Below are 25672 nucleotides of genomic sequence, written 5' to 3'. Positions count from 1 at the left end.
GTTTGTAGTATAGTCAGCATATTCCTGAACCATGCAGGTTTCAACCTGAAAATATTTACATTCTCTCTTCAAGGCAGTTTGAATCATTTGAAAACCTTTATGAGATAAGGCACATAGGCAATTTCACATTATCGAAATGAAAAACATGGAGGAGACGTTACTCACCGTGTTTAGAGTTTGTTTATAGTAGCTCGTTATAATATCTGTAAAATTTGAAACCACATCGAAAGGAGTTCTAATATTCAAGAATACATATTCCAATGGAATGTACGTCTGATGAAAACAAGACCAAAGTAGTAGATTAGCTCTCAAATAGATATGTAGGTTGTTTAGAAGGGGATCGAACTGGATGAAACAGAGTATCGTACTAAAAAAGGACGAACGGAAGGATGATAGTGATGAATAAGCGCTTACTGCAGCCTAAAAAAGTGATAACGATGTTAATTGTGGTTGCTTTAATATTTGGAGGATATCCAGGGTTTCGGGCGTTGGGCGTTGAACGAGCCTATGCGGCGAGTGGAACATGGGTAGATGTGGGTGGAACCGGAAATACATCAACACAGGCGGAGAATATTACGTTGGTCTTTGATCGGGAAGGTACACCGTACACCGTATTTAAGGATGGAACCAAAGGCGGGAAAGCAACGGTTCTAAAATACGTTTCTGGATCATGGCAATACGTGGGGCCTGCCGGTTTCTCTACTGGGGTGATACATAACACCTCATCGCTCGCATTTGATTCTCATAATACTCCATACGTAGCTTATCAGGACGGTAATAATGGAAGTAAAGCAACAGTTATGAAATTTAACGGAGAACAATGGGAGATTGTGGGGAACTCTGGCTTCACAGCTGCGGAAGCTGTATTTGTTTCCATTGCATTTGGCCCAGGTGATGTTCCATATGTCGGATATCGGGATCGTTCTGTGAACGATAAAATAACGGTTAAGAGATTGAATACGAATCTGTGGGAGACTGTGGGCTCAGTCGGATTTACAACAAATAATGCTTCTGGATTATCTCCAATAGTGTTTGATGCTGCGGGAATTCTCCATCTTGCTTACACAGATTCAACGAATAGAAAAGCAACTGTAATGAAGTTTGCAGATGGTTCATGGAAAAATGTAGGGAATGCAGCATTCACAAAAGATGCAGCATCTTATCCGTCCCTAGCGTTTGGTCCGAACAATGTACCTTATGTTGCATTTCAAGACGGTTTCAACAGTAATAAAGCAACTGTAATGAAACTTAACGGCAGCCAGTGGGAAGTGGTAGGGAATGAGGGATTCTCATCTGGAATGCTAAATAGTATGTCACTTGCTTTTGATCCTCAAGGTATTCCGTACACCGCTTTTAAAAATCTACCGAGTAATGGCATGATGATGCAACAAGGTGTAATGATGAAATTAGACGGGGATCAGTGGACTGTCGTTGGAGGAGAGCCATACTTCACAGGTTCGATAAACGAATCTTCACTCGCATTCGGCCCGAACGGAATGCCATATGTTGCATATGCAGACGCTACGAAAAGTAACAAATTGACAATTAAGACACTCTCTACAGATCATTCAGTGACCTATAATGCTAATGGTGCAATTACTGGAAGTGTTCCCGTAGACAACAACAAATATCAAAAAGATGCAACAGTAACCGTGTTTGACAACACTGGAGAACTGGTATGGGAAGATCATCAGTTCACGGGATGGAATACAGCGGCAGATGGTAGCGGAACTAGCTACAGCGTAGCAGATACATTCTCCATGAACGATAGTGACGTTACGTTATATGCACAGTGGCAACCACTTTATGTGAATATTGGTTTTGAATCTAATGGTGGTTCGGAGGTAACTGCTCAAAAGGTGAGCTATAACAGCCCAGCAGTTGTTCCTGATGCTCCGCAGAAAGCAGGTTACACGTTCTCTGGCTGGTATCGGGACAGCCAGTTGCAGCAGGTTTTTGATTTTACGACGAATCTTACGCAAAATATTACACTACACGCGAAATGGAAATCATCGACAGCAACACTTTCCAGCCTGGTAGTGAGTTCGGGTCAGTTGACACCTGATTTTTCTGCAGATGAACTCGATTATCGCGTTGATGTTGAATCTGACGTGACAAGTCTAAACGTGTCCTTGGGTAAAGCAAATGAAGGACAAGTCGTACAGGTAACAGGTGTTACAGATGAAACCGTCACAGATGGTATATACACATACACAGTTACGGATCTAGTATACGGCTCAAACCTTGTAAACATTAATGTTCAGGCGGAGGACGGCACTAGTAACGACTATAAACTTAATATCAATCGAATTGACATCACCAATGCCAAATTGAGTGAAATAGCTCTACCTTCGATCATATTATCTCCGATATTCAGCCCGGAAGAAGAGATATATGAAGCGACAGTCAGCAGTTCTGTAAGCACGACTGAAATTAGCGTTAAACCCGATCAAACGGGAGCCACAGTGAAAATTAATGGTATCAGCGGTAACAGTACAGTCGTGCAATTAGTCAGTGGTATGAACACAATTACGATCGAAGTAACTGCATTGGACGGAATAAGCAAGAAAACATATACGCTGAACATCAAGCGCAATAGTGATAGTTCAGGTGGATCGGGTGGCAATGGAAACTCAGGTGGTTCCAGTTCTGGTGGAAATAGTGTAAGTACACCAGTGACTAATCCCGTCGTAACTCCGCCATCCACAGGTGCTAAGGTGCTCGTGAACGGTAAAGCCGAGAACGCTGGAAGCTTAGCCACTACTGAAGTGAACGGGCGAAAAGTTGTAACCCTTACAGTGGACGCAGCTCTCATTGCACAGAAACTTCAAACCGAGGGGAACAACGCTATTGTGACGATCCCTGTGACAGGTAATGGCCAAGGAGATCTGGTTATTGGTGAACTGACGGGCCAGACAGTCAAACTCATGGCTGACAAACAAGCCGTATTGGTGCTTCAAACGGATATGGCCTCTTACACGTTACCTGCACAGCAGATTAATATTGAGAAGCTCGCGCAGCAACTGGGTGTGAATTCTGACAATTCCTTGGAGAACATCAAACTGCAAATTGAAATTTCACAGCCGACAGAAGCAGTCATGCAGACAGCACAATCAGCAGCTCAGCAAAAAGGATATACTCTTCTGGGATCACCAGTTGATTTCAAAGTAACAGCCACCTTGAATGGCAAATCCGTGAGTGTGGATAAGTTCAATAGTTATGTATCGCGTACGATTGTATTACCAGCGAACGTTGATCCAAATCAGATCACTACAGGTGTTGTAGTGGATACAGAAGGAACTGTGCGCCATGTACCCACAAAAATTACACAGGTCAATGGGATGTACCATGCACAGATTAACAGCTTGACCAACAGTGTGTATGCCGTTATCTGGCACCCGCATACCTTCACTGATGTAGCCCAACACTGGGCCAAGACAGAAGTGAATGATATGGGTTCACGTATGGTTATCGAGGGAATCACGGACACCACATTTGAACCAAACCGTGGAGTTACACGTGCAGAGTTCGCTGCCATTCTGGTACGTGGATTAGGATTAAAACCTGGAGTACGGGTTAACTCTTTCAAAGATGTGAATGGAAACGAATGGTACGCGGATGCTGTGACCACGGCGGCTAGCTATGGCCTAATCGATGGATATGAAGATGGAACATTCCGTCCACAGGCACAGATTACTCGTCAGGAAGCGATGGCGCTCATTGCACGCGCTATGACAGTGACTGGAATGGAAACAGCTACGTCTGCCGGGAACGTTCAGCAATGGTCTGATTACGCAGACGCTGAGCAAGTAGCAAGTTGGGCGAAGGATGCAGTAGCATCCAGCATCTCCACCGGACTGGTATCTGGACGTGGAAAAGATACCATTGCTCCGAATCAATCGATTACGCGTGCCGAAACAGCTGCAATTATACGTAGATTGCTTCAACAGTCTGGTCTGATTTAGAGAGCCCCAACTTATATGTACGAAATTAATGACTAATGAAACAGGCAGCGTGAGGTTATGCGTTGCCTGTTTTTTTGTGGATGAAATTAGAGTCTACTCAACTTTTATTGAAATTATTTTAGATCAAAATATATTTTTTTTATTTACAGAACATATGTTCTTATATTATAATTGGAAATAGCAAGTAGCAGGAAAGACGTGAACTATTAAGATCATTCCTCGTCTTTCTTTATTTTGCTGAAAGCAACAAACAGGACAAGCCTGCTCCAAAATAAGGTATAATTTATGGGTTTTGCAGGAAACCTAAGGCCATAAACCAAATAAGCCTTGCACCGCATTCTGCTACAGAAGTGATTACAAGCAATAAATTAAAGCAGTGAATTACAATAAGGATTTCAGAATGACTTGCCGCAACACAATGGCACCAGGTCAACGAGTAGAAGTAGCTTTATTTTAGCGAAAATGAGCAACAAAAAAGCCCCTGCCTTGGGCGGCGGGGCCTATGGAATACTGCCGATTCAGCGGCAGGTTTGATGATGTGTTCAGAAATTAAGCAAGATATTGAGGCTTTTCGTAGAACGCCTCTTTTTCAAGGATGACCTTATAAGGTCTTTCCTTGCCCTTCAGGGAGGGCCCAATGGTAGTTAGCGGTACGGCCGGCTTGTGGAAACGATCTTCTTCCTTGGGTTCCGGAACCGGTCGTGATGATTCGGGCGCAGAACTGAGGCGTACCTTTTTTTCGCTGCCCCAGCGCTTGCTTATTTTTTTCGTTTCCGGTTTCATTCCGGTTCGCCTCCTAACAAATCGTTGATGGCGTTGAACAGTTGACGATTCTGTAGGTCAATCTGCTGAAATACCGCCTCATCCGCTTCAATATGTCCAATAATGTGAACGGTGATTACATACCTCTTGGCTACAGGATAGCATAGCAGATACTCTTTCTCAAGGTAATCATCATACAGGTTAATCTTGATTTTATTCTCCCGGTAAGAATCAATCACCAGAATGCGCTTGGGATCATCCGGTTGTTTGTCGTCGTTAGCGGACAAGTCATACTTTCTCCCCGGTTCTCCAACATTACCACATAATTGCTCAATGTAACCACTGTCATCTGTACGGTATATGGCTGTGCCACGTACAGCGAATGGAGGATGAGAGACAAAGGCAGTACGCAAGGCATCGCTCATTCGCTCCAGCATCTTGGCATCTGCTTTGCGGGTACGCAGTAATTCCCTAAAGAACCGCAGCAACTTAAGCAGTTGTAACCTTGCTTCTCCCTCAGTGCGTTTATGCTCCTCAATGATGTTCTCCAATTCTGGATCACTCCAGCGTCCTTGTTCCTCAATACTGTCTGCGATTTTGGAACATGCCACGGACACGGCTGGTGCCCACTTTCCGTCAGAACGGATTTCATATACGAGTGGATTTAACCCCAGCAGATCTGTGGGCATACGCAATCCTTCGACCTTGGTTGTGTCCTTGATGTCTGTAATATCCTCAGGAAGAATGAAAAAAATACGTTTTCGTCCCAGACGACCCATAAACAGACCCATTTCCAGCATTGTATTATCCCGGACCGACGCGTAGTACTTCCCGCGAATTTTGGATATATCATCCGGATGAAAAATAAAAATGGCAAAGTCAGTCGTACGGACCTCTACTTCCAGATCGTCCATGGTATAGCTGCTTGGATTAAAAACCCCGGAATACCAAGGGGTAACTTCGGCTGAAAAACGTAAGTTTTCGTGTACTGCGGCTGCAATCGGCTTCGCTTCCAGCGAGCAGCCAATAAAGACTCTTGGCTTTAACGTTTTCATCAATCCGCCTCGCTTAAACGGTAGTGGGATTCAATTGTTATATTATACCATAAACAGCAGAGTAAGTCTGGAAACGTCTGAACTGGACAAAGAATAAGCCGATTACGTTTGCTATAGTGTATGTGTGAAAGGAAAATGATTCCTTTAAAAAGCGCAAGAAAATAAAAAAAGGCCCCAATTTGTCACAGTTGGGTGACTGACAGTTATTTTTGGAAGCTTTGGTCATAGAATAAAGGAGCAGGTTGCACCATTAGCAAGCATTGCTTATCCTGGTGTTGCCGTATGACTGCTGGAGCAGTCCAAAGGCTGCTTTATGCCTGTTTTTGAGGGGTCTACTGTTTAGACCCGGTCACGTTGGTGTTATATAATAGAAGAACAAGCAAGTTAGCTTTGGTGTTTAAACTGAATGAACTTGCAACTGCTGTAAGTTGGATTTACAATTTACACAGGAACGAAGAGTGCAGAACCCATCTGTAGAAGCGAAGCGTTCGCCTGAAAGCTTTTTGAATGAAAGCAGCTTCGGAAGCACAAGCGATCACCGGATTTTCCCCAGAGGGAAAATGGAATTCCAAAAATCCGGGGATAACCGCGATCAAAAGAGGGTACTGTAATCCAAGTGTAAGTGTACAATTAAATGTTCAAGCTTATGCATTGTAGTTATTTTTCAGTTTACACAGCTAACCACAACAGAACAGAAAGGATCAGGATACCATGAGTTCCCGAAGGACAATCTCCCCAAGGACGATCTGGAAACGTTACGATCTCTCATACACATAGCGCCCCTTGTAGAGTACACCAACCGGTTCAAAAAAACGGCTGACTCTGCGAAAGAGGGGATTGGAATGAATATTCGAAGGACGTACACGATGATTTCTTCCAGGCTTACCTTTTGCAGGGTACGGTCGGTATAAAAAACCAACCTACAAACTGCGAGGGAACCTGAATGAAGAGAACATCGTTAACCTTACAACACGTTAAAACAGAGGCGATCAAATTCGTCATTATGCTACTCGGTACATTTATTTTAGCTTTTGCTTATTATCACATTAACTTTCAGAATCATTTATCGGAGGGCGGATTTGTTGGTCTGGCCCTGCTCGGAAAATACGCAACAGGCTTATCACCTGCTATCGGTATGTTGTTATTGGACATTCCGGTCATGATCCTGGCTTGGTTCCTCAAAGGCTGGAAATTCATGATTCAGGCATTGCTTGGCGTCGGTGCATTTTCCCTATTCTATGACGGCTTTGAACGATACTCCACACTGGTATTGTCGTTTAACGGAAATCTGTGGATTCCGGCAGTTCTATCCGGTATTTTGACAGGGGTAGGCGCTGGGATCGTGCTTCGATTCGGTGGAGCGACAGGTGGAGACGATATTCTCGCCGTGCTGGTTAGCCGCTGGAAGGGATGGAAGCTGGGAACAGTTTTCTTTGTCAGCGATGCTTTTGTATTGGGATTGTCGCTTTTCTTTCTTCCGGTAAAAGAAACTTTATATACGATTCTGGCCGTATGGATTGCCAGCAAAGTCATCACGTACGTCGTTAGTGTTCCGGCTCGCGGAACCGTGGTTACAACTTCGGCTGTGAAATTGCCGATGCCATCGGCTACAGCCAAGGCAGTTAACGCTGCTGCTATTTCACAACGGACTACGGTGGCTAGAGGGGTATCCAATTAACCATACGTTTCAGAACAACCATAACCTGTATGCACATTCAGGTCTTGATAGTTAAAGTTCATACAAAATCCCTTTTGACTGCTCTTCAGCAGCAAAAGGGATTTTGTTGTTTTCCGATTCATTCAGGGTTTGATCGAAGAAGCAATCTGACCATCCTGATTATGGATAATCGCTCGAATATTTTGTTTGCTACTCAGTTCTTTGGCCTTATCTACAGCTTCTGCTTTAGTATCAAATGTGGACAGATAGGTAGACTTTCCTTCTTCCTTGATCGCCCAACCGGAGTCGGTAGGCACGACATGGATGTTATCATGACTTTTGGACGAAGAAACGGGCTCGGAATGACGACGATCCGTGGAAGACGACTTTTTAGGGTTGGAATTATCGGAAGAAGTTGTGGAGTCCGATTTTGAACTTTCCGGTGCGGGATGATTCTCATTCCATTCTTCCGCCTTAGCTGTCGCTATGGCAATCGAGCGTCCTTCCTCATACCCGTCATCGAGCAGAGCATTGGCAATCTCAATTGCTTTATGTCTAACACGTGGTTCCAGGTTCTTCATGGATACCGGATAATCCTGTTTGTTCCAAGGCATATGAACCCCTCCTATACAGTAATGGATTAGTTGTATATTACCCTGTGAGGGGAGGGATAAACGATGAACAGCCGAGGTCGTAAGTGCATTTACCGATGATCTATATAAATTGAAATAAACATTTACACGAAACGGAGAGGACAGAAAAAACCTGAAGAAACGAAGTGTTCGCCTTTATCCCCGGATTTACCCCTTTCTAAAAGGAATCAAAAAATCTGGGGATAACAGCGATCGGAAGGTTGTTCTGTCATCGGAGTGTCCAGTGTAAATATTCTTTAGTTCAACTTATATAGAAGGATCTCGTTCCTATACTTTTGCAAGCCAGAGGAGTATAATGCTGTCCATGAAAGAAATAAGTTCAATAACAGGAATATAAAGGAGTACATACATATGTTTAGTCTTAGCCTGGCAATCCCTATGCTGTTCACCATGCTGATTCATGCCGCAGACAGCTTGTCATACGCGCTCCGCCTCGGTGGATTACGCACCCGCAGAATCGCGTTGGCCATTTCATTGGCAGGTATCTTGTTGTTGGTTTCTCGAACCTCGAATATGGCCCAGGGTCCGATGGTAGGTAATCTAGTGGATACTGCAACACGTGGAACCAATCCACACTTTGCGGCGCAGCTGCACTGGTTAATGGGTGCGGCAACAATTGGAACGGCATTAGCCATATTGTGTTTTCCAACCATGGTGAAGCTCTCATCAAGAATGGTTGTACATTTTGAAGCAGCCGGTTCCATCCCTGCGATGGTTCGCGGTATGCTGAAGCGAAGCAAGATTAGAAATGCAACGTATTACATCACCCCGCCATCCTGGAAGATGGCCAAACGATTGGTACAACATGGGATGCCAAGACGGTTAATGCTGCTTAATGTAGCGGTAACCGCAATCTATACCACAGGTGTCCTGTCCAGCTTATACGCAGCGTACCTTTACCCAGGGCAGGCTGTAGCTGCATCCCAATCAACCGGGTTAATTAACGGAATAGCGACTATTTTGTTAACCATCCTGATTGATCCGCGGATTTCCCTGCTCAGTGACAAATCATTACGTGGCGAGATCCGTTTGGATCGCATGAATCAGATTTATGGTTGCATGCTCGTATCCCGTTTATTCGGTACACTGTTGGCACAGTTGTTATTAATTCCATTTGCGTATTGGATCGGTTGGATTGTAAGTATGATGTGACTTCTTCTTTCCTGAATTGTAGCCAGGCACTCTCTTGTACATCCTTTTGAAACAGCAAATGAGAGGGTGCCTGTGCAAAATGAATTGACGGAGTATTTGTGCTGTGATACTATTAGACCGAATAGTCGGTTTAATTTATGGAGGTTTTTCCAATCGAAGTTAAACGAAGAAAAGATGTTACACAGATAAAGAAAGACATTGCACGTAATACCAAGGAACTGTTTGCCCAAAAGGGATATAGTGCAACTTCCATGGAAGACATATGTACGATTAACAATCGGAGTAAAGGCAGCATCTATTATCATTTCAAAAGCAAAGAAGAGTTATTCATGTATCTAATCAAGCTTAACAATGAAGATTGGATGGATGCTTGGCTGGACAAAGAATCCGGGTATAAGACTGCCATAGACAAATTGTACGGACTTGCTGACCATTACGTGGATGATTTGGCTAACCCGCTGAATCACGCCATTAACGAGTTTGTCTCGGGTCAGGTCGTCAGTCAGGAGATGCTTGATGAGATGCTTTCCCTGATCCGAATTCCGTATGCGACATACGAGTTCATTATTACTAAAGGGATGGAAGATGGGGAGTTAAAACCGGATGACCCACAGGATGTAATGCACATTATCTACGGTCTGTTTAGCGGATTGACTACACTCTATTATGAGAAGGACCTGACGGATATTCGTCGTATTTACCACAAAGGCATGGCCGGTCTGCTGGCAGGCATTCAACAACGTTAACCATGAAAAGCTGATGTAACGTCAGTTTTTCTTTTTAAAGATTAATAAACCGGACAGTCGGTTTAAAAGAGGAGATGGAAAATGAACACATTGTTCAGAAACAAAGCTTTTTTAATCGTGACAGGGTCTGATCTGCTGCAAAATCTGGCGATATGGATCCGGAATATGGCAATCCTCTATTATGTAATGGATCGAACTCAAGGAAGTCCAATAGCTGTCTCGCTGATTACCGTACTTGAATATGCCCCGATTTTTGTTTTCTCCATCATAGGCGGTGCACTTGCTGATCGCTGGAATCCCAAACGTACGATGATACTGGGGGATATTCTGAGTGCGTTGTCTATTGTCATGATTATTGGCGTTTTATCTTCTGGGTATTGGCAGATTCTATACGTAGCCACGTTTGTATCCTCTATCGTTAGCCAGTTTTCTCAACCATCCTCTCTAAAGATTGTGAGGCGAAATGTAAAGGGAGAACATTTGCAGTCTGCAATTGCTATTACACAGAGTGGTCAATCGTTGTTTTTAATTCTCGGACCAATCGTCGGAACGTTTATATACACTGCAATGGGCATTCAGGCATCCATGTACGCATTACTCACTTTATTCCTCATCTCTGCGCTTCTACTCACATTGCTGCCTAAAGACGCCACTCAACGGGAAACAAATACCTCATTATTAGCGGATATCAAAGAGGGCTGGCAATATGTTGCTCGATCTCGCTCGTTAAAAATGCTTAGTCTGGTATTCATCTGTATAGGGCTTTCAGCGGGTCTCATCAGTCCACTTGGAATATTTCTGATCACTGAACGTCTGGGACTTGAAGCAACGTCGTTACAGTTTTTGTCTGGTGCGTCCGGAATAGGTTTATTGATTGGAGGAGGTATTGCGGCTGCTGTAAGTGCTAAGCTGAACCAGACCTTAACTCTGCTTGTAGGTGTGCTGTGTCTGGCTGTAGCCACGATGGGGGAAGTGTTATCCAGTTGGTTCTGGCTGACCCTTTTGATCAGCTTCTTAAGCTCAATCAGTATGGCATTCATCAACGTCATCATCTCCACATACTTGGTCACTCGGATAGATGAGCATTTGATCGGGAGAGTGAATGGCACCATCACACCTTTATTCATAGGAAGTATGCTTCTTGGATCTTCCATGGCAGGTGTACTGATGAACAGCACATCCATTTTTATCGTCTATGCAATCTCGGTTACCGTGATGATCCTGGGTATTGTTCCAGCGATGCGAATTCAATTTCGTAATGATCAGACGGCTCCTGCCAATCAATTGAATTCGGAAATCTCTTCGAGCCAAACCTAATCAATGCATTCTTGTGCAATAATAGTTCGTCTATTAAAACAAGAATGTACAACAAAAAAGCAGCGGGATCATCCCACTGCTCTTTTTGTATTTGTATTATAACTTATTGGAAAAGGACGGCGTACTCACCGTATCCTTCTTTTTGCAAGTCTTCTTTGGGTACAAAACGAAGTGCCGCAGAGTTGATGCAATAACGCATTCCACCTGCTTCGGCAGGACCATCGTTGAACAGGTGACCCAGATGGGAATCGCCCTCACGACTTCTCACTTCGGTACGAATCATGAAGTGGCTGAGATCAGTTTTTTCCTTCACGTTGTGGTCACGCAATGGACGTGTGAAGCTCGGCCAGCCGCAGCCGGAGTCGTATTTGTCGGTAGAACTGAACAATGGCTCGCCAGATACGATGTCCACATAGATACCATCACCGTGGTGATCCCAGAATTCGTTATGGAATGCAGGCTCGGTCGCGCTGTTCTGCGTAACTTCATATTGAAGCGGCGTCAAACGCTCTTTCAGCCCGTCTTTATCCACGTTACCGGTCCAGTTGCGTTCGATGAAATCTACACGTCCAGAACCTTTGCTGTAGCGTTTGTAATGGGCAGGGTTCTTCCGGTGATAATTTTGGTGATGTTCTTCCGCTTCATAGAACGGTTTGGCTGGCAAGATCGGAGTGAAGATTGGTTTGTCAAAACGTCCGCTTTGTCCCAGCTCCGTTTTGGAAGTTTCCGCAATCTGGCGCTGTTCTTCGCTGTGATAGAAGATGGCCGTCTGATAGGAAGATCCACGGTCATGGAATTGTCCGCCTGTATCCGTAGGATCAATCTGCTGCCAGAACAGTTCAACCAGTTTCTTATAAGGGAAGATGGCAGGGTCAAACGTAATTTGCACAGCTTCTACATGTCCTGTTGTCTCCGAGCAGACCTCTTCATATGTTGGATTCTCGGTATGTCCTCCTGTATAACCCGATACGATCTTATGAATACCGGGCAGTTCTTCAAAGGGGGATACCATACACCAGAAGCATCCGCCTGCAAAAGTTGCTAACTCACTTGAATGTTGTTCCATGCTATAGTCACTCCATTTCTGATGAAGATTTAGCGCTCGTGTTCGAGCTCCAGCAATCTACCGTTTTATTAAAACTTGTTACACAAGCATTAGGCTTGCTCTTCTATTATATCCTGAATTGGCAAGCCAACCAAGCCGGAATGAAAACAAGCTGAATCTGAACGGTTTGCAAATTCTGAATTCAGGCTTTATTGCGTGACCGAAAGCGAAATAAGAGTAATACAATGGCCATGAACACCAGATATCCGGCAAGGATGGCCAGGCTCAGCCAGATTGAGGTTTCAGCCTGTGCACCTGCATAGGCAAATACAAAAATCGCTGGCATTTTCCCAATGGCCGTGGCAAGCATGAAGACCCAGAATGGCGTGTACGTTATACCTGCGTAGATATTAACTGCCATCTGAGGCACGATCGGCAACAGTCGCATCGACATGACACCCATGAACGGATGTGCTTCCATCCATGTGGTAAAACGGTTTAGACCTCGAATACGTTCGAGGTACGATCTCGCCTGATGTCTGAAGATGGTTCTTGCTCCGCCATAGACGAGCATGGCTGCAAGTGTGGTGCCAAGCCAGCATATCCAGGCTGCTGTGGTGGTACCGTAACTGTAACCAAAGGCGATAATAACAAACTTATAAGGGATTACAGGCACAAGAGCAAACAATGTTGCCATGGCGAGTAACAGCGGAATGGACTGATGGAGATCGGTCCAGGCCAGCAGTTCATATCTGTAAATAAACGTGACTCCAGCAAGTAAAACATATAGGAGGAGCCATAACCATTTTCGCAAAATCCCAAACGCTCCTTTCAGATCAGGCAGGTCTGGTCGTGTCCCGATCTGTACTGCTATTCCTTATAAGTTTACCACGTTCGCCCATTGTCTGAACAATTCGTGCGAAGTGTGCTGCAATCACTGGCAAGTTGCTGTCCGAAGGGTTACACTATAGGACGTGGAAATATAGAACCGAACTGAAGGTGGAATGATCATCATGGAAACAACCCAACGTAAACGAGTTGCAATTATCGGCCTCGGCGATATTGCACGTAAAGTATATTTGCCGCTGTTAACAGCTCATCCGAACGTGGAGATTGTAGGCATTATGAACCGATCTCCGGAGCCGGTCAAAGCCGTTCAGGAGGCGTATCGATTAGAACGGGGAACAACGGATCTGAAAGAACTGTTGTCCTGGGACTTGGATGCGGTGTTTGTACATACAGCAACGGAAGCGCACTTTGACATTGTCATGCAATGTCTGGAACAGGGATTAGCCGTGTACGTAGACAAACCGTTATCCTATACGATTCGGGAGTCGGAAGAGATGACTGCTTTTGCCGAGGCACAAGGGCTGCTACTCGCAGTAGGCTTCAACCGTAGATTCGCACCGATGTACCAAAAAGCGAAAGAATGGATGCAGGGTGGAAAAGGTTTTGAATCCTTGACAGTGACCAAACATCGTACAGGCATTCAGGATCGTCCTGCGGCAGAAACCATCTATGATGATCTCATCCATATACTGGATCTGATGTTGTGGTACTCGGATCATAATGTGGAGTTGCTTCATCAATGGATTCGGAAGAATGATCTGGACAGACTGCTGCACGCAACCGGAACGGCCAAGCTGGGCAGAACAGCCTACGGTCGATTCGATATGGTGCGTGAAGCTGGGGCAGATCTGGAGAAGATCGAATTGCATGGTGGTGGACGATCTGCTGAAGTGGTGAACATGGACACGATCAGCTGCATGGAACAGGGGAGTCTGGAAACCAAAGAAACGTTCGGGAGCTGGGACACCGTGTTAACACGCAGAGGTTTTAGCGGAGCAGTTGATAATTTCCTGGCTTGTCTGGACTCACCTGATGATTGCCTGATCAGTGCAAGTCATGTCATGGACAGTCATGAACTGGCGGAACAATTGATTCGCAAATAATTGCAGAATACACATACGGAGGAATACAAGTTATGGATGAATATGAAAAGGAACGTAATAAACAGATCGAGGAAGCTGTTGTAGAAACCTATAAACAGGAAGAAGAGATGATGATCCTCGTATTTGCCCAGTGGTGTGTCAATAATGGTTTGGACCCGGAAGAGATGTACCGGCAAGCCTACCCGAATCAGCAGAGCAACGAGCGTTTGCAACAGGTGCAGAAGCTGATTGTATCCAAGGAGGAAGCCGGTGAGATCCCGGATGATACGGTACTTGGCGTGTTGTCCATGTTTGGAAATGAAGATCTGGCGATGGTTGTGTCCGAGGCCATAGCCGCGCGCAAATAAGTTCAACTTACGTATACTGGTATGATTACATCTGTTCCCGGTGAATGACGCGGAATTCCTTCGGGGACATGCCGAACCGGGAACGGAATACCCGATGAAAATAGGTGTAGTTGTTAAAGCCGGAAGACTCAGACACTTGCTCCAGGGTCATTGGACTGAAAATAATCCGTTCCCTGGCCATATTCAGCCGTACGTCAAGCGTGTATTGCATGATGCTTTTTCCAAACGCTTCTTTGAAGAGATGTACACCCCGTGAGACACTAATGCCAATATGTGTTGCCACATCATCGAGCTTGAATAAAGAGGAAGCGTTTTCTTCAATGTAGTTTTTGATCTCATAAGCCACATAATTGGTGTTGGTTATCGTTGGATGCTCCGCGAGCAGACGATCCACTTCGAGACATAAAATTCGCATATAATAACTTGAAATCTCCGGATAAGGATTGGAGATGCGGCGCTGCTCCAGTACGAGCTGTCGAAACAGGACCAAGAGGCTTTCCGTCAGTTCGACTTTGATTCGGGTCGGCCGTTTGTGACGTTTCCACCACTCATCCACCCAGGAACCATTAAAGAAGATGTGATAGTCGCCACTCTCTACCAGTCGTTCTCCCATCGGATTGGTTTCATTGTCTATTCTCAGCTCATAGGGCTCGTCAGGGTCAAAAAGAAGCAGATCGCCCGCATCCACCAGGGACATGTCCCCGTCTATGCGTGCACGGCAACGTCCGTCTGTTTGCAGTCTTAACAGGTAGTTCTTCACCCCTTCAGGCTGCACCATAGCGTAGGGTTTACGATGAAATGAAAAGCCTGCTGTAAGAACTTGGCAGGTTTGATCTGTCGGCATGGGCATACTCCTTGCAATTTGAAAATTATGACCAGATAGTTCATGTTTCAATCATATTATTCATTTTAATTGAAGCTGAAACGGAATACCATAGTATTAGATTTAAGGAACAGGAAACATCCAACAAAACATATGTATCTCAACCATTCAAACGCAGATTTTCACCATGCGTAAGGAGATGAACGTCACAGTGGAGAAAATGAAAGCAGGCATCATCGGGTGTGGTAACATCAGCGCCATCTACTTGGAAAATCTCAAAAACAACGCGATCATTGAAGTCGTGGCTGTTGCGGATTTGATTCGTGAACGCGCTCAGGAACGGGCAGATGAATTTAATATCGCAAACGTTTACAATGTAGATGAGTTGCTGCAAAATAACGAAATTGAACTTGTGTTGAACCTTACGGTTCCTGGCAGTCACGCGATGACCGATCTGGCTGCACTCGAAGCAGGCAAACATGTGTATGCCGAGAAGCCGCTGGCAATTTCTCTTGAGGATGGTCGCAAGGTTGTTGAGTTGGCTGAGGAAAAGGGATTGTATGTTGGTTCTGCACCGGATACCTTCCTTGGTTCAGGCATACAGACAGCTCGTAAAGCGATTGAGGATGGGCTGATTGGCAAGCCGGTTGCAGCGACTTCATTCTTTATGGGTGGAGGACCAGAAGCTTGGCATCCTAATCCGGAGTTCTTTTATGTCGCAGGTGGCGGACCGATGTTTGATATGGGACCTTACTACCTGACCGCTCTGATTACGCTGCTTGGACCGATTCGCAGAATCAGCGCCTCGGCAGGCATACAGATTGCAGATCGCAAGATTGGCTCTGGGCCGAAGGAAGGCACAGCACTACAAGTAGAGACGCCTACTCACTTGGCAGGAACCATTGATTTTGCAGAAGGTGCCATTGCAACCATGATCACCAGTTTTGATATTCGCGGAGCTTCGGATCTGCCACGTATTGAAATCTATGGTACAGAAGGTACGCTTAGTGTACCGGACCCCAATTATTTTAACGGGGAAGTGAAGGTTCGCAGATACGGTCAAGATACTTGGGAGACGGTCAAACCAGTCTTCGAAAGTGGACAAAACGAACGAGGCATTGGCGTAACTGAGATGGTCGAATCCATTCGTGCCGGACGGGAACACAAAGCCAGTGGCAAGCTTGCTTATCACGTACTGGAAGCCATGCATTCATTCCAGCGTTCTTCACTTGAAGGCAAGCACATACATCTGGAGAGCAGCTATGATTCTTTTGCAGTAACTCGCACAGTTCAAACTGAGATTGAAACCGTGGAATCCCACTAGTCTGAGTAAAAAGTGTTCGAAGCTTGATGCTCTTACGAGTGAAGCAGAATAACCAGTATTCTTACGTTCAATTTCAGGATAGAAACACTCTCGATTTTCCACACTAATCAAACAGGCATGTGATCTGAACGGTAATTGTAGTTCAATATTCATGAATTCAGCAATCATACGATATCTAATCCAGGGAGGAATCGCACTTGAAACTCGGCGTATTTTTGGTACTATTCGGAGGACGTAAATTGGAGGATGCTCTTGATTATGTAGCATCCAAGGGATTAAAAGCAGTAGAGATCGGAACAGGCGGACATCCAGGCAATGCACATTGTAAGCCAGATGAGTTGTTAAGCAATCCTACAGCACTGAAAAATTTCAAAAATGCAGTGGAATCACGTGGTTTGACGATCAGTGCACTTAGCTGTCACGGTAACCCGCTACATCCGCAAAAGGATATTGCCAAAGGATTTCACGATGATTTTGTTAAATCGGTAGAACTGGCTGAGAAGCTGGAAGTACCTGTAGTGAATACTTTCTCCGGTTGTCCGGGAGATCATGAGGATGCCAAATATCCGAACTGGCCTGTTGCACCATGGCCAAATGACTTCCAGGAGATCCTGAAGTGGCAGTGGGAGAACAAAGTTATCCCTTACTGGACAGAGTGGGGGAAATTTGCAGCAGATCGTAACGTAAAAGTTGGATTGGAGCTGCACGGTGGATTCTCCGTTCATACTCCAGCAACATTGCTGAGACTGCGTGAAGCAGCAGGTGAAGTGATCGGAGCCAATCTTGACCCAAGTCACATGTGGTGGCAAGGTATTGATCCGGTTCAGGCAATTCACATCTTGGGACGTGAAGGAGCCATCCATCACTTCCATGCAAAAGATACAACAATTGATCCGGTAAACGTGAACAAACACGGTGTAACGGATATGCAGGACTATACCAATATGCTGGATCGGGCTTGGCAGTTCCGCTCGGTTGGTTATGGACATGATAACAAGACTTGGGCAGATATTATGAGTGCCTTGCGTCTGGTCGGATATGATTATGTAGTAAGTATTGAGCACGAAGACGGTCTGATGTCGGTTGAAGAAGGATTCTCTAAAGCCGTGCAAAATCTCCAGCAAGTATTAATCGAAGAACCGCTGGGCGATATGTGGTGGGTTTAGAGCTACACTAGGGGGAAATTGAATATGATCAACGTCACCATTTGGAATGAATTTGTCCATGAGAAAATTCACGATGAAGTAAGGGAAGTCTACCCGGATGGTCTGCATCGAGCACTGGCTGACGGACTTGGCGGCGAAGGCTTTGCTATTCGTACAGCTACACTGGATCAGCCTGAACACGGATTAAGTGATGAAGTGCTGAATTCCACAGATGTGCTCATATGGTGGGGACATATGGCACATGATCGCGTAAGCGATGAGATCTCGCAGAAGGTCGCGCAGCGAGTGCTGAACGGGATGGGAATGATTGTGCTCCATTCAGGTCATTTCTCCAAACCATTCAAAGCGCTGATGGGAACCAGCTGCGATCTGAAGTGGCGTGTAGCTGACGAGCAGGAAATTGTATGGTGTGTTAACCCATCTCATCCGATTGCGGATGGCATCGAAGGCAAGATTGTATTGGAAAAAGAAGAGATGTACGGCGAATTCTTCGATATTCCAGTACCAGATGAACTGGTGTTTGTAAGTAACTTCCAGGGTGGGGAAGTATTCCGGAGCGGATGTACGTTCCGGCGTGGTGAAGGTAAAATCTTTTATTTCCGACCAGGTCATGAGACGTATCCGACCTATTACAAGCCGGAAATATTAAGAGTGATCAGCAATGCTGTTAAATGGGCATATCCTGCCCGCAGTTTTAAGCCGGAATTTGGCAAGAGCGAACCTGTAAGACCATTTGGTGGTGTGCTGGTCTAATTCACTAACTCAATCGTGAAATGGAAATTATAAGTTTCATTCAAAAAGAACCCTTCTCCGAGTCGATGATGACTGTGGCAGTTGGGTTCTTTTTGGGTAAGATAGTACTATGGGGAAGTTATACGATATTTCCCATGGTTACGACGCAGCGTGTAATGTATACTGGGATGTATGATCCATTTTGGATGTTATGCTTCTAAAATTTAAACTTTTTAGTTGCAGGCGTTTTCTTTGAAGCTTAAATATGTTATTATGAAATATACTAACAAAATGTAAGTTGATTTGAGTGATCTCTAAAGAGGTGATTAATGTGGAAGGTCAAGACTTGCGGATGTGTCCGCGTTTCGAGACGGCGTTTTCTTTTTTGGGCAAGCGCTGGAATGGTTTAATTATTCAAACGTTGATGAGTGGTTCGAAGCGATTCAAGGATATCTCCAATCTGATTCCATCCATGAGTGATAAGATGTTATCCGAACGGATGAAAGATCTGGAGAGTGAAGGTATTCTGGTTCGTCACGTCTATCCCGAGACGCCAGTTCGTATTGAATATGAACTGACGGAAAAAGGTAGAGCGCTCCAGCCCGTCATGAATCAAATTCAAGACTGGGCTGAGCAGTGGGTTGACTAACGTATAAGCATCACCCACTTTTGTTACATGAATGACATAGACTCCTGATTTCCGTGGAAATCAGGGGTTTTTGTCTTAAGTATTAGGTTGATCGGCGTTTTTCTCTTGGGCTATGCACATGTTGTCATGAGTTGTAGTATAATCTATAGAAAATGGCCACAGACGGCCGGAGCGAAGGAGGCCCACTTGTCATGAGAGAAGAAAGCTTATCCCGTGAAGTACGCTACGGCAAAGAAGATATTGCAGAACTTGAGAGCGCATCCATTCAGGTCCATCTAATTTATAAAAAAGCTGCGGAGTTGTTCAAGCGCACAGCATATTCCCGTTCAATTAAGGATGATCTTGCCGAAGTGAATACGCATTCTGTGAACAGCGATGGTCCGAGATTAGCTCCGGCGGTGCTGCAAAAATGGATTCAAACGTCCAGGGGCTGGAAGTGTATCGGATGTGAGCTGGGACAACCTGATTCAACGACTTCTCAGATGGAAGAAACCATCCATGGTAAGCGGTTGGTTCTGGATGTGGGAGAAGGTCGGCTGGTTCAGGCAGAAATGCTGATTCAGGCGGTTGTTTGGTCACAATATGAGAAGATTCGAATGTTTGCACCATGGCTGGGTGATGAACCCTTTTACAGCGTGCAGGAACTGGATGTCATTGCCCGTTATATTGTGCCTACCTATTTTTCGGAACGACCTTTGCATGAGCAAGGGAAGGTGTTCAAGGTACATCAACAATATGGGCAGATTCCGTTGTATCAGGAGTATGTAGACGCACCTTCATGCTGCGTGCAGGTGGACGGTGGATTGCTTGAAGGGCGATTGCTGACAGGTGTATACGTATCTGAGGAGCAGTTCTTTGGGCTTAATCCATATCTGAAAGATGGCGATGGAGGACGGACATATATGCAGGCTAGTGTCCAGTGATAACGTAACCAATGAGAACATAAAAATGATATCGATTGGAGAGCCTGTGTGCAGGCTCTCTTTGTTGTATAAGCCCTCTCTGGAGGGCACGCGCAATAAAAGTAACGGCTTTGACACTTTTTTTTGCCGAAGGTTGTGCCATAATAGAGGTTATGGACAACAGGGTGAATGATTTTACGCAGGGTGGTGTTACCTACATGATGAAGAAAATCCCCGGTTACATAGGTATATGTTTGCTCCTACTGGCGATCTTGGCTGGTTGTAGTGAGACACAGCCTTCTGAGCAGCCAATTGTCAAAGAGACAGAAACAGCGAATACAATCACAGTGGCTGTAGATGGCAGTACGTTTTTGCCTGATGCAACAAAGTCCATTAAGCGAGATTTTAGTGAGGGTTTGACACTCAAAAAAGCATTACTCAATAGCGGACTGGTCGATTTTACGGCAGATGGCAAACGGATTCAATCCGTCGGTGAAGTTTCTCTGGATTCTTCGCTTAGCTGGGCTGTCAAATTGAATGGCAAGGATATTGAGCAGGAAGATTGGGACATGGAACTTCATGCCAAAGATGAAGTGATCATTTACGTGAAAGCCGCTGACAGTGAGGGGGATGGCGTTGCATATCAGACAACGTTACTCAAGGTTAGCGGTGGAAACATTATGCCAACCCTTAATCGTCAATATGCCGGCGTCTACGTTCAAGAGTGCACAGTTCGTGATGTGTTGAAGTCCAGCGGCATTGTAAGAATGTCGGAGAATAACAAATTTGTTGTTTCGGTCGAGAATGTTACGCCTCGTATGAATGAGCGATGGGTCATTATGGTGAATGACAAAGAATTAATGGAAAATGGTCTGGACATGAAATTGAATCCACGTGATGCGGTAAAGCTTGAATTGACCAATGCATCCTAAGTATACCAAGAAGCCCAATCTCTTTTTAGAGAACTGGGCTTTTTTTCATTAAATATATAAGCAACATCCGATTAGCATAGTCAAATATTAAATACGACAGATCTCGTTCGGGCAAAGTTCACAGTGACAGATTCCTTGCAGCATCTTCAGATCTTTGATGACAATCATGCCATTGTCATATTCAATCCCATCTTTCTTACGCAGGTCGCTTAACATGCGGTTTACACTTTCACGAGTGGCTCCAATCATATTGGACAGGTCCGTGTGGGTAATTTTTTTGTGAATAATGACATGCTCTCCATGCGGCTCACCATACGAATTCGACAACCGAATGAGGGTGGAGCAAAGTGCACCCGGTTTGCCATATAACATGAGATCCCGGAATTTGGTCTGTGTCAACCGGTGGTGGATGCCCATCCATTTCATAAAGTCGATCGCAAAGTCACAATGCTGGCAGATTAACATCTCCAGGTCTTTATGCTCCAGTACACCGATCTCACTATCCTCCAGCACTTCCGCTGAGAAGCTGTGTTTAGAGCCAAAAAAGGGATCAGCCTGCCCAATCATATCACCGGACTGATACATGTACATGATTAGTTCCTTGCCTTCATCCGTGGATTTGGTGATCTGTGCACGGCCCCGTTTCATATAATAAAGTTTGTCAGAGACGTCTCCTTCCCAGTACAGATGTGTACCTTCCGGATAGGTTCTATCTTTCATGGTAACCAGCAAATGGTTGAAATTCGCTTCCGAGAAACAATTGGTATTGCCGCGCTTTTCCAGTACAGTTGTTAGTTCTGTCATAAGTCTATCTCCCCTTTATGTCCATCGGACGACCTTCTGTAGTTTCCAGTAGTCTCCGAGGTTTGCCGCAAACCGTTGCCGTCCTGATCAGGGTCATCTCGGCCGGGAGGAAGGACGGTACAAATTGCGGTGGTTCAATTTTTAAGTTCAGTATATACCTAATCTTACCGTTTGAGGGGGAAGGAAAGGGGGCAAAAATGACGAAATTTCAAACATTGTGATAAAATTCACTTTTAGTGGAGAGGATGAATTTTACAGCCCTATATTTTAAATAGGAAGTGAAAATGGTCGTATGAAGGACACTACAAAACTTAAATTAAATTTGTTATACTTTGTGAAAAAAATCACATAATTAAGTTTATTGTCATGTTACGATGTGAATGTAAACGAGAGAGACAAACTAATACGAACCTTTAGGAGGATGAGGGAGATGGCTGTAAAGAACGAAGTCGCCCCAGCAAAAGAACCGACAGCAGGTCAGTATATTCAAACGTTAATCGACAAAGCGAATAAAGCACACGCCGCATTCATGAAGATGGACCAGAAGCAGATTGACCGGATTGTGCAAGCGATGGCGCTTGCGGGTCTGGATAAACACATGATGCTCGCCAAGATGGCCGTAGAAGAAACAGGCCGCGGAGTGTATGAGGATAAAATCACCAAAAATATATTTGCAACAGAATATGTGTACCACAGCATCAAGTATGACAAAACCGTAGGTGTGATTGAAGATAACGAGTATGAAAGCTTCCAGAAAATTGCGGAGCCGGTCGGCATTATCATGGGGATTACACCAGTTACCAATCCAACATCAACGACGATGTTTAAAGCATTGATTTCCATCAAGACGCGTAACCCGATCATCTTTGGTTTCCACCCATCTGCACAGAATTGTAGCCGGGAAGCTGCCAAAATCCTGCTGGAAGCGGCTGTGAAACATGGTGCACCAGCAGATTGTATTCAATGGATTGATGATCCTTCCATGGATCGTACAAACGAACTGATGAATCACAATGATGTGGCTCTCATTCTGGCAACAGGCGGATCAGGCATGGTACGTGCAGCGTACAGCTGTGGTAAACCTGCACTGGGCGTAGGACCAGGTAACGTACCTTGTTTCATCGAGAAAAGCGCGGATATCAATCAGGCAGTAACGGATTTGATCCTGTCCAAGTCTTTCGACAACGGCATGATCTGTGCTTCCGAGCAAGCGGTCATCATTGAAGAACCGATCTTTGATCAAGTGAAGAAAAAAATGATTGCAAATGGCTGTTACTTTGTTAACAAAGATGAAGCAGCAAAATTGACAGCAGGTGCGATTAATGCCGAGAAATGTGCGGTGAACCCGGCGATTGTTGGTCAATCTGCGGTGAGCATTGCGAAGTTGTGCGGAATTGAAGTTCCAGCAGGCACCAAAATTCTCGTGGCCGAGATTGAAGGGGTAGGTACGAAATTCCCATTGTCGGCTGAGAAATTAAGTCCGGTACTCGCTTGTTACAAAGTTAAAACGGCAGCAGAGGGAATTGAACGTGCAGCAGAAGTGGTTGCTTTTGGCGGCATGGGTCACTCCTCGGTTATCCATTCCACAAATGAAGAAGTGATTGGCAAATTCGCAGATCGTCTGCAAACTGGACGGATTATTGTGAACTCACCATCCACACACGGTGCCATCGGGGATATCTACAACACAAATATGCCATCATTGACACTGGGATGCGGATCATACGGACGTAACTCGACTTCTTCTAACGTAACCGCTGTGAACTTAATCAATGTGAAAAGGGTGGCTCGCCGTACCGTGAATATGCAATGGTTCAAAGTGCCGAACAAAGTCTACTTCGAAAAAGGGGCAACACAGTATCTTGCCAAAATGCCTGATATCACACGTGTGGCGATTATTACGGATGCCATGATGGTGAAACTTGGATATGTTGAAAAGGTAGAACACTATCTGCGTCAACGCCAAATGCCAGTAGCGATCGAAGTATTCTCCGATGTTGAGCCAGATCCATCCACAACAACAGTAGATCGCGGAACCGAAATGATGCGCCGCTTCCAACCAGACTGCATTATCGCACTCGGCGGTGGATCACCGATGGATGCTGCCAAAGCCATGTGGTTGTTCTATGAATATCCAGACACGGACTTCAACGATCTGAAACAAAAATTCATGGATATCCGCAAACGGATCTACAAATATCCACGTCTCGGCGTAAAAGCGAAATTTGTAGCGATCCCAACCACATCAGGTACAGGTTCTGAAGTAACATCGTTCGCGGTTATTACGGATAAAAATCAAGGTAACACCAAATATCCATTGGCAGATTATGAGCTGACACCAGACGTAGCGATTGTCGATCCGGAGTTCGTATACTCCCTGCCTAGAACAGCCGTTGCCGATACAGGTATGGACGTACTGACTCATGCGATTGAAGCTTATGTATCTGTTATGGCAAATGATTACACGGATGGACTTGCGATCAAAGCAATCCAACTGGTATTCCAATACCTGGAGCAATCTGCGCTGCAAGGAGATAAACTGGCTCGTGAGAAAATGCATAATGCTTCCACCATTGCCGGTATGGCGTTTGCCAACGCATTCCTGGGCATTAACCACAGCTTGGCGCATAAATGGGGCGGTCAGTACCACACCGCACACGGACGCACCAATGCGATCCTGATGCCGCACGTCATTCGTTACAACGCGAAAAAACCGACCAAATTTGCATCGTTCCCGAAATATTCGCACTTTATAGCGGATGAGCGGTATGCCGAAATTGCCCGGATTCTGGGATTGCCTGCACGTACAACAGAAGAAGGCGTAACCAGTCTTATCAATGCCATTCGCAAACTGAACAAAACATTGGGCATTGAAGAATCGTTCCAGGAAATCGGATTTGATGCCAAAGACTTTGAAGCACATGTAGATTATCTGGCTGACCGTGCCTTCGAAGACCAATGTACAACCGCCAATCCGAAGTTGCCGTTGGTAACTGAACTGGCTGATGTATACCGCAACGCTTTCTACGGAAAGTTTGAATAACAAATCTAGAACGAAGCGTGCCTTACGGCAAGAAGATCAGGGTTCCCCGAGAGGGGAGCCCCGATTGCCGTCTTACACACAATAACGAGAGGGCAGAAAAATAGGAGAGCAAAGCACCTGTTTTTCAGGTTTTATTCTAAGATTTAGTTTGCTCCGAGCATAGAGGAGCAAAGGGCTCTAAAGAGGTGGCATGGAATCCGTGACGTGGCTGTTTGAGTCAGATGTTCGCACAATAACGAGAGGGCAGAAAAACAGTAGAGCGAGCATCTGTTTTTCAGGAAATGGTCCTAAGTCCTTGTTTGCTCCGAGCATAGAGGAGCAAAGGGTTCTAAAGAGATGGCATGGAATCCGTGACGTCGCTGTTTGAGCCAGATGTTCACACAATAACGGAGAGGGCAGAAAAACAGAAGAGTGAAGCACCTGTTTTTCAGGAAATGGTCCTAAGTCCTTGTTTGCTCCGAGTTTAACGGAGCAATGGTCCTAAAGAGGTTACACGGAATCCGTGATGAGGTCGTTTAACCCAGATATTCACACAATAACGGAGTGGGCAGAAAAAACTGAAGAAGCGGAGCGTTCGCCTTTATCCCCGGATTTTCCCCTTTGAAATATAACATTGAAAAAATCCTGGGATAACAGCGATCGGAAG

22 protein-coding genes are annotated in these 25672 nt (G+C 45.1%); 15 read left to right on the top strand and 7 right to left on the bottom strand.

The features are described 5' to 3' along the window. Nucleotides 1-398 precede the first annotated feature (398 nt). Nucleotides 399-3965, top strand: coding sequence for an S-layer homology domain-containing protein (locus tag IFU39_RS17655; RefSeq protein WP_192134048.1), 3567 nt, complete (start codon nt 399-401; stop codon nt 3963-3965). Nucleotides 3966-4514: 549 nt separating this feature from the next. Here the strand turns inward: IFU39_RS17655 and IFU39_RS17650 are convergent. Together IFU39_RS17650 and IFU39_RS17645 are read right to left on the bottom strand one after the other, a co-directional pair. Continuing rightward, entirely contained in the window at nt 4515-4748 is a 234-nt protein-coding gene (locus tag IFU39_RS17650) for a hypothetical protein (protein ID WP_017687536.1), read from the bottom strand. After that, on the bottom strand, nt 4745-5782 hold the full coding sequence (locus tag IFU39_RS17645) for a nucleotide-binding protein (RefSeq protein WP_083677397.1): 1038 nt from the start codon (nt 5780-5782) through the stop codon (nt 4745-4747). The genes IFU39_RS17650 and IFU39_RS17645 overlap by 4 nt, the downstream gene beginning before the upstream one ends. A gap of 507 nt (nt 5783-6289) precedes the next feature. Between IFU39_RS17645 and IFU39_RS17640 the strand changes: the two genes are divergently transcribed. Both IFU39_RS17640 and IFU39_RS17635 read left to right on the top strand, forming a co-directional pair. After that, complete coding sequence (locus IFU39_RS17640; protein ID WP_192134046.1) at nt 6290-6439, top strand: hypothetical protein; 150 nt, start codon at nt 6290-6292, stop codon at nt 6437-6439. 286 nt (nt 6440-6725) lie between these two features. After that, nucleotides 6726-7460 carry a YitT family protein gene (locus IFU39_RS17635; RefSeq protein WP_192134044.1) on the top strand — a complete coding sequence of 245 codons (735 nt, stop codon included), beginning with the start codon at nt 6726-6728 and terminating at the stop codon, nt 7458-7460. A 122-nt stretch (nt 7461-7582) separates the two neighbouring features. On the opposite strand, the gene IFU39_RS17630 is transcribed toward IFU39_RS17635, so the two are convergent. Continuing rightward, a complete protein-coding gene (locus tag IFU39_RS17630; RefSeq protein WP_192134042.1) occupies nt 7583-8053 on the bottom strand; it encodes a DUF2188 domain-containing protein in 471 nt (156 codons plus the stop codon). 390 nt (nt 8054-8443) lie between these two features. Between IFU39_RS17630 and IFU39_RS17625 the strand changes: the two genes are divergently transcribed. The 3 genes from IFU39_RS17625 to IFU39_RS17615 all read left to right on the top strand — a co-directional run bounded on the left by IFU39_RS17625 (nt 8444) and on the right by IFU39_RS17615 (nt 11307). Further along, entirely contained in the window at nt 8444-9244 is an 801-nt protein-coding gene (locus IFU39_RS17625; RefSeq protein WP_036614460.1) for a lipid II flippase Amj family protein, read from the top strand. Between the two features lie 137 nt (nt 9245-9381). Beyond that, entirely contained in the window at nt 9382-9990 is a 609-nt protein-coding gene (locus tag IFU39_RS17620; RefSeq protein WP_192134040.1) for a TetR/AcrR family transcriptional regulator, read from the top strand. 81 nt (nt 9991-10071) lie between these two features. Next, nucleotides 10072-11307, top strand: coding sequence for an MFS transporter (locus IFU39_RS17615; RefSeq protein ID WP_192134038.1), 1236 nt, complete (start codon nt 10072-10074; stop codon nt 11305-11307). Nucleotides 11308-11410: 103 nt separating this feature from the next. On the opposite strand, the gene msrA is transcribed toward IFU39_RS17615, so the two are convergent. Continuing rightward, nucleotides 11411-12373: a peptide-methionine (S)-S-oxide reductase MsrA gene (gene msrA / locus IFU39_RS17610; protein ID WP_192134036.1), complete on the bottom strand. Its 963-nt coding sequence runs from the start codon at nt 12371-12373 to the stop codon at nt 11411-11413. 181 nt (nt 12374-12554) lie between these two features. Beyond that, complete coding sequence (locus tag IFU39_RS17605) at nt 12555-13166, bottom strand: TVP38/TMEM64 family protein (protein ID WP_036614914.1); 612 nt, start codon at nt 13164-13166, stop codon at nt 12555-12557. 199 nt (nt 13167-13365) lie between these two features. Here IFU39_RS17605 and IFU39_RS17600 point away from each other — a divergent pair, with 199 nt between their 5' ends. Together IFU39_RS17600 and IFU39_RS17595 are read left to right on the top strand one after the other, a co-directional pair. Then, the gene (locus IFU39_RS17600; RefSeq protein WP_192134034.1) at nt 13366-14304 is read left to right on the top strand and encodes a Gfo/Idh/MocA family protein; all 939 of its coding nucleotides are present in this window, start codon (nt 13366-13368) and stop codon (nt 14302-14304) included. A gap of 32 nt (nt 14305-14336) precedes the next feature. Continuing rightward, a complete protein-coding gene (locus IFU39_RS17595) occupies nt 14337-14651 on the top strand; it encodes a hypothetical protein (RefSeq protein ID WP_036614451.1) in 315 nt (104 codons plus the stop codon). A gap of 25 nt (nt 14652-14676) precedes the next feature. Here the strand turns inward: IFU39_RS17595 and IFU39_RS17590 are convergent, their stop codons facing one another. Beyond that, nucleotides 14677-15495 (bottom strand): AraC family transcriptional regulator, encoded by an 819-nt coding sequence (locus tag IFU39_RS17590; RefSeq protein ID WP_036674960.1) that lies wholly within the window; start codon nt 15493-15495, stop codon nt 14677-14679. 190 nt (nt 15496-15685) lie between these two features. Here IFU39_RS17590 and IFU39_RS17585 point away from each other — a divergent pair, with 190 nt between their 5' ends. The 6 genes from IFU39_RS17585 (at nt 15686) to IFU39_RS17560 (ending at nt 21179) form a co-directional block, all read left to right on the top strand. Continuing rightward, the gene (locus tag IFU39_RS17585) at nt 15686-16798 is read left to right on the top strand and encodes a Gfo/Idh/MocA family oxidoreductase (RefSeq protein ID WP_192134032.1); all 1113 of its coding nucleotides are present in this window, start codon (nt 15686-15688) and stop codon (nt 16796-16798) included. A gap of 197 nt (nt 16799-16995) precedes the next feature. Beyond that, nucleotides 16996-17964, top strand: coding sequence for a sugar phosphate isomerase/epimerase family protein (locus IFU39_RS17580; protein WP_017687548.1), 969 nt, complete (start codon nt 16996-16998; stop codon nt 17962-17964). A gap of 24 nt (nt 17965-17988) precedes the next feature. After that, on the top strand, nt 17989-18717 hold the full coding sequence (locus IFU39_RS17575; RefSeq protein ID WP_017687549.1) for a ThuA domain-containing protein: 729 nt from the start codon (nt 17989-17991) through the stop codon (nt 18715-18717). Nucleotides 18718-19048: 331 nt separating this feature from the next. Then, the gene (locus IFU39_RS17570) at nt 19049-19345 is read left to right on the top strand and encodes a winged helix-turn-helix transcriptional regulator (RefSeq protein WP_167483707.1); all 297 of its coding nucleotides are present in this window, start codon (nt 19049-19051) and stop codon (nt 19343-19345) included. A 191-nt stretch (nt 19346-19536) separates the two neighbouring features. Then, the gene (locus IFU39_RS17565) at nt 19537-20268 is read left to right on the top strand and encodes a hypothetical protein (RefSeq protein ID WP_105599559.1); all 732 of its coding nucleotides are present in this window, start codon (nt 19537-19539) and stop codon (nt 20266-20268) included. 197 nt (nt 20269-20465) lie between these two features. Next, nucleotides 20466-21179 carry a hypothetical protein gene (locus IFU39_RS17560; RefSeq protein ID WP_192134030.1) on the top strand — a complete coding sequence of 238 codons (714 nt, stop codon included), beginning with the start codon at nt 20466-20468 and terminating at the stop codon, nt 21177-21179. A gap of 87 nt (nt 21180-21266) precedes the next feature. Here IFU39_RS17560 and IFU39_RS17555 read toward each other — a convergent pair whose 3' ends face one another. Continuing rightward, nucleotides 21267-21983 (bottom strand): Crp/Fnr family transcriptional regulator, encoded by a 717-nt coding sequence (locus tag IFU39_RS17555; RefSeq protein WP_091018177.1) that lies wholly within the window; start codon nt 21981-21983, stop codon nt 21267-21269. 430 nt (nt 21984-22413) lie between these two features. On the opposite strand from IFU39_RS17555, the gene adhE reads away from it, so the two are divergent. After that, nucleotides 22414-25026, top strand: coding sequence for a bifunctional acetaldehyde-CoA/alcohol dehydrogenase (gene adhE / locus IFU39_RS17550; RefSeq protein WP_091018175.1), 2613 nt, complete (start codon nt 22414-22416; stop codon nt 25024-25026). The last annotated feature ends 646 nt before the right edge of the window (nt 25027-25672 follow it).

The organism is Paenibacillus sp. CFBP 13594, from assembly GCF_014842675.1.
Taxonomy (GTDB): Bacteria; Bacillota; Bacilli; order Paenibacillales; family Paenibacillaceae; genus Paenibacillus; species Paenibacillus amylolyticus_B.
The sequence above is the reverse complement of the archived record's forward strand: the minus strand, read 5'-3'. Positions and strand labels throughout refer to the sequence as shown.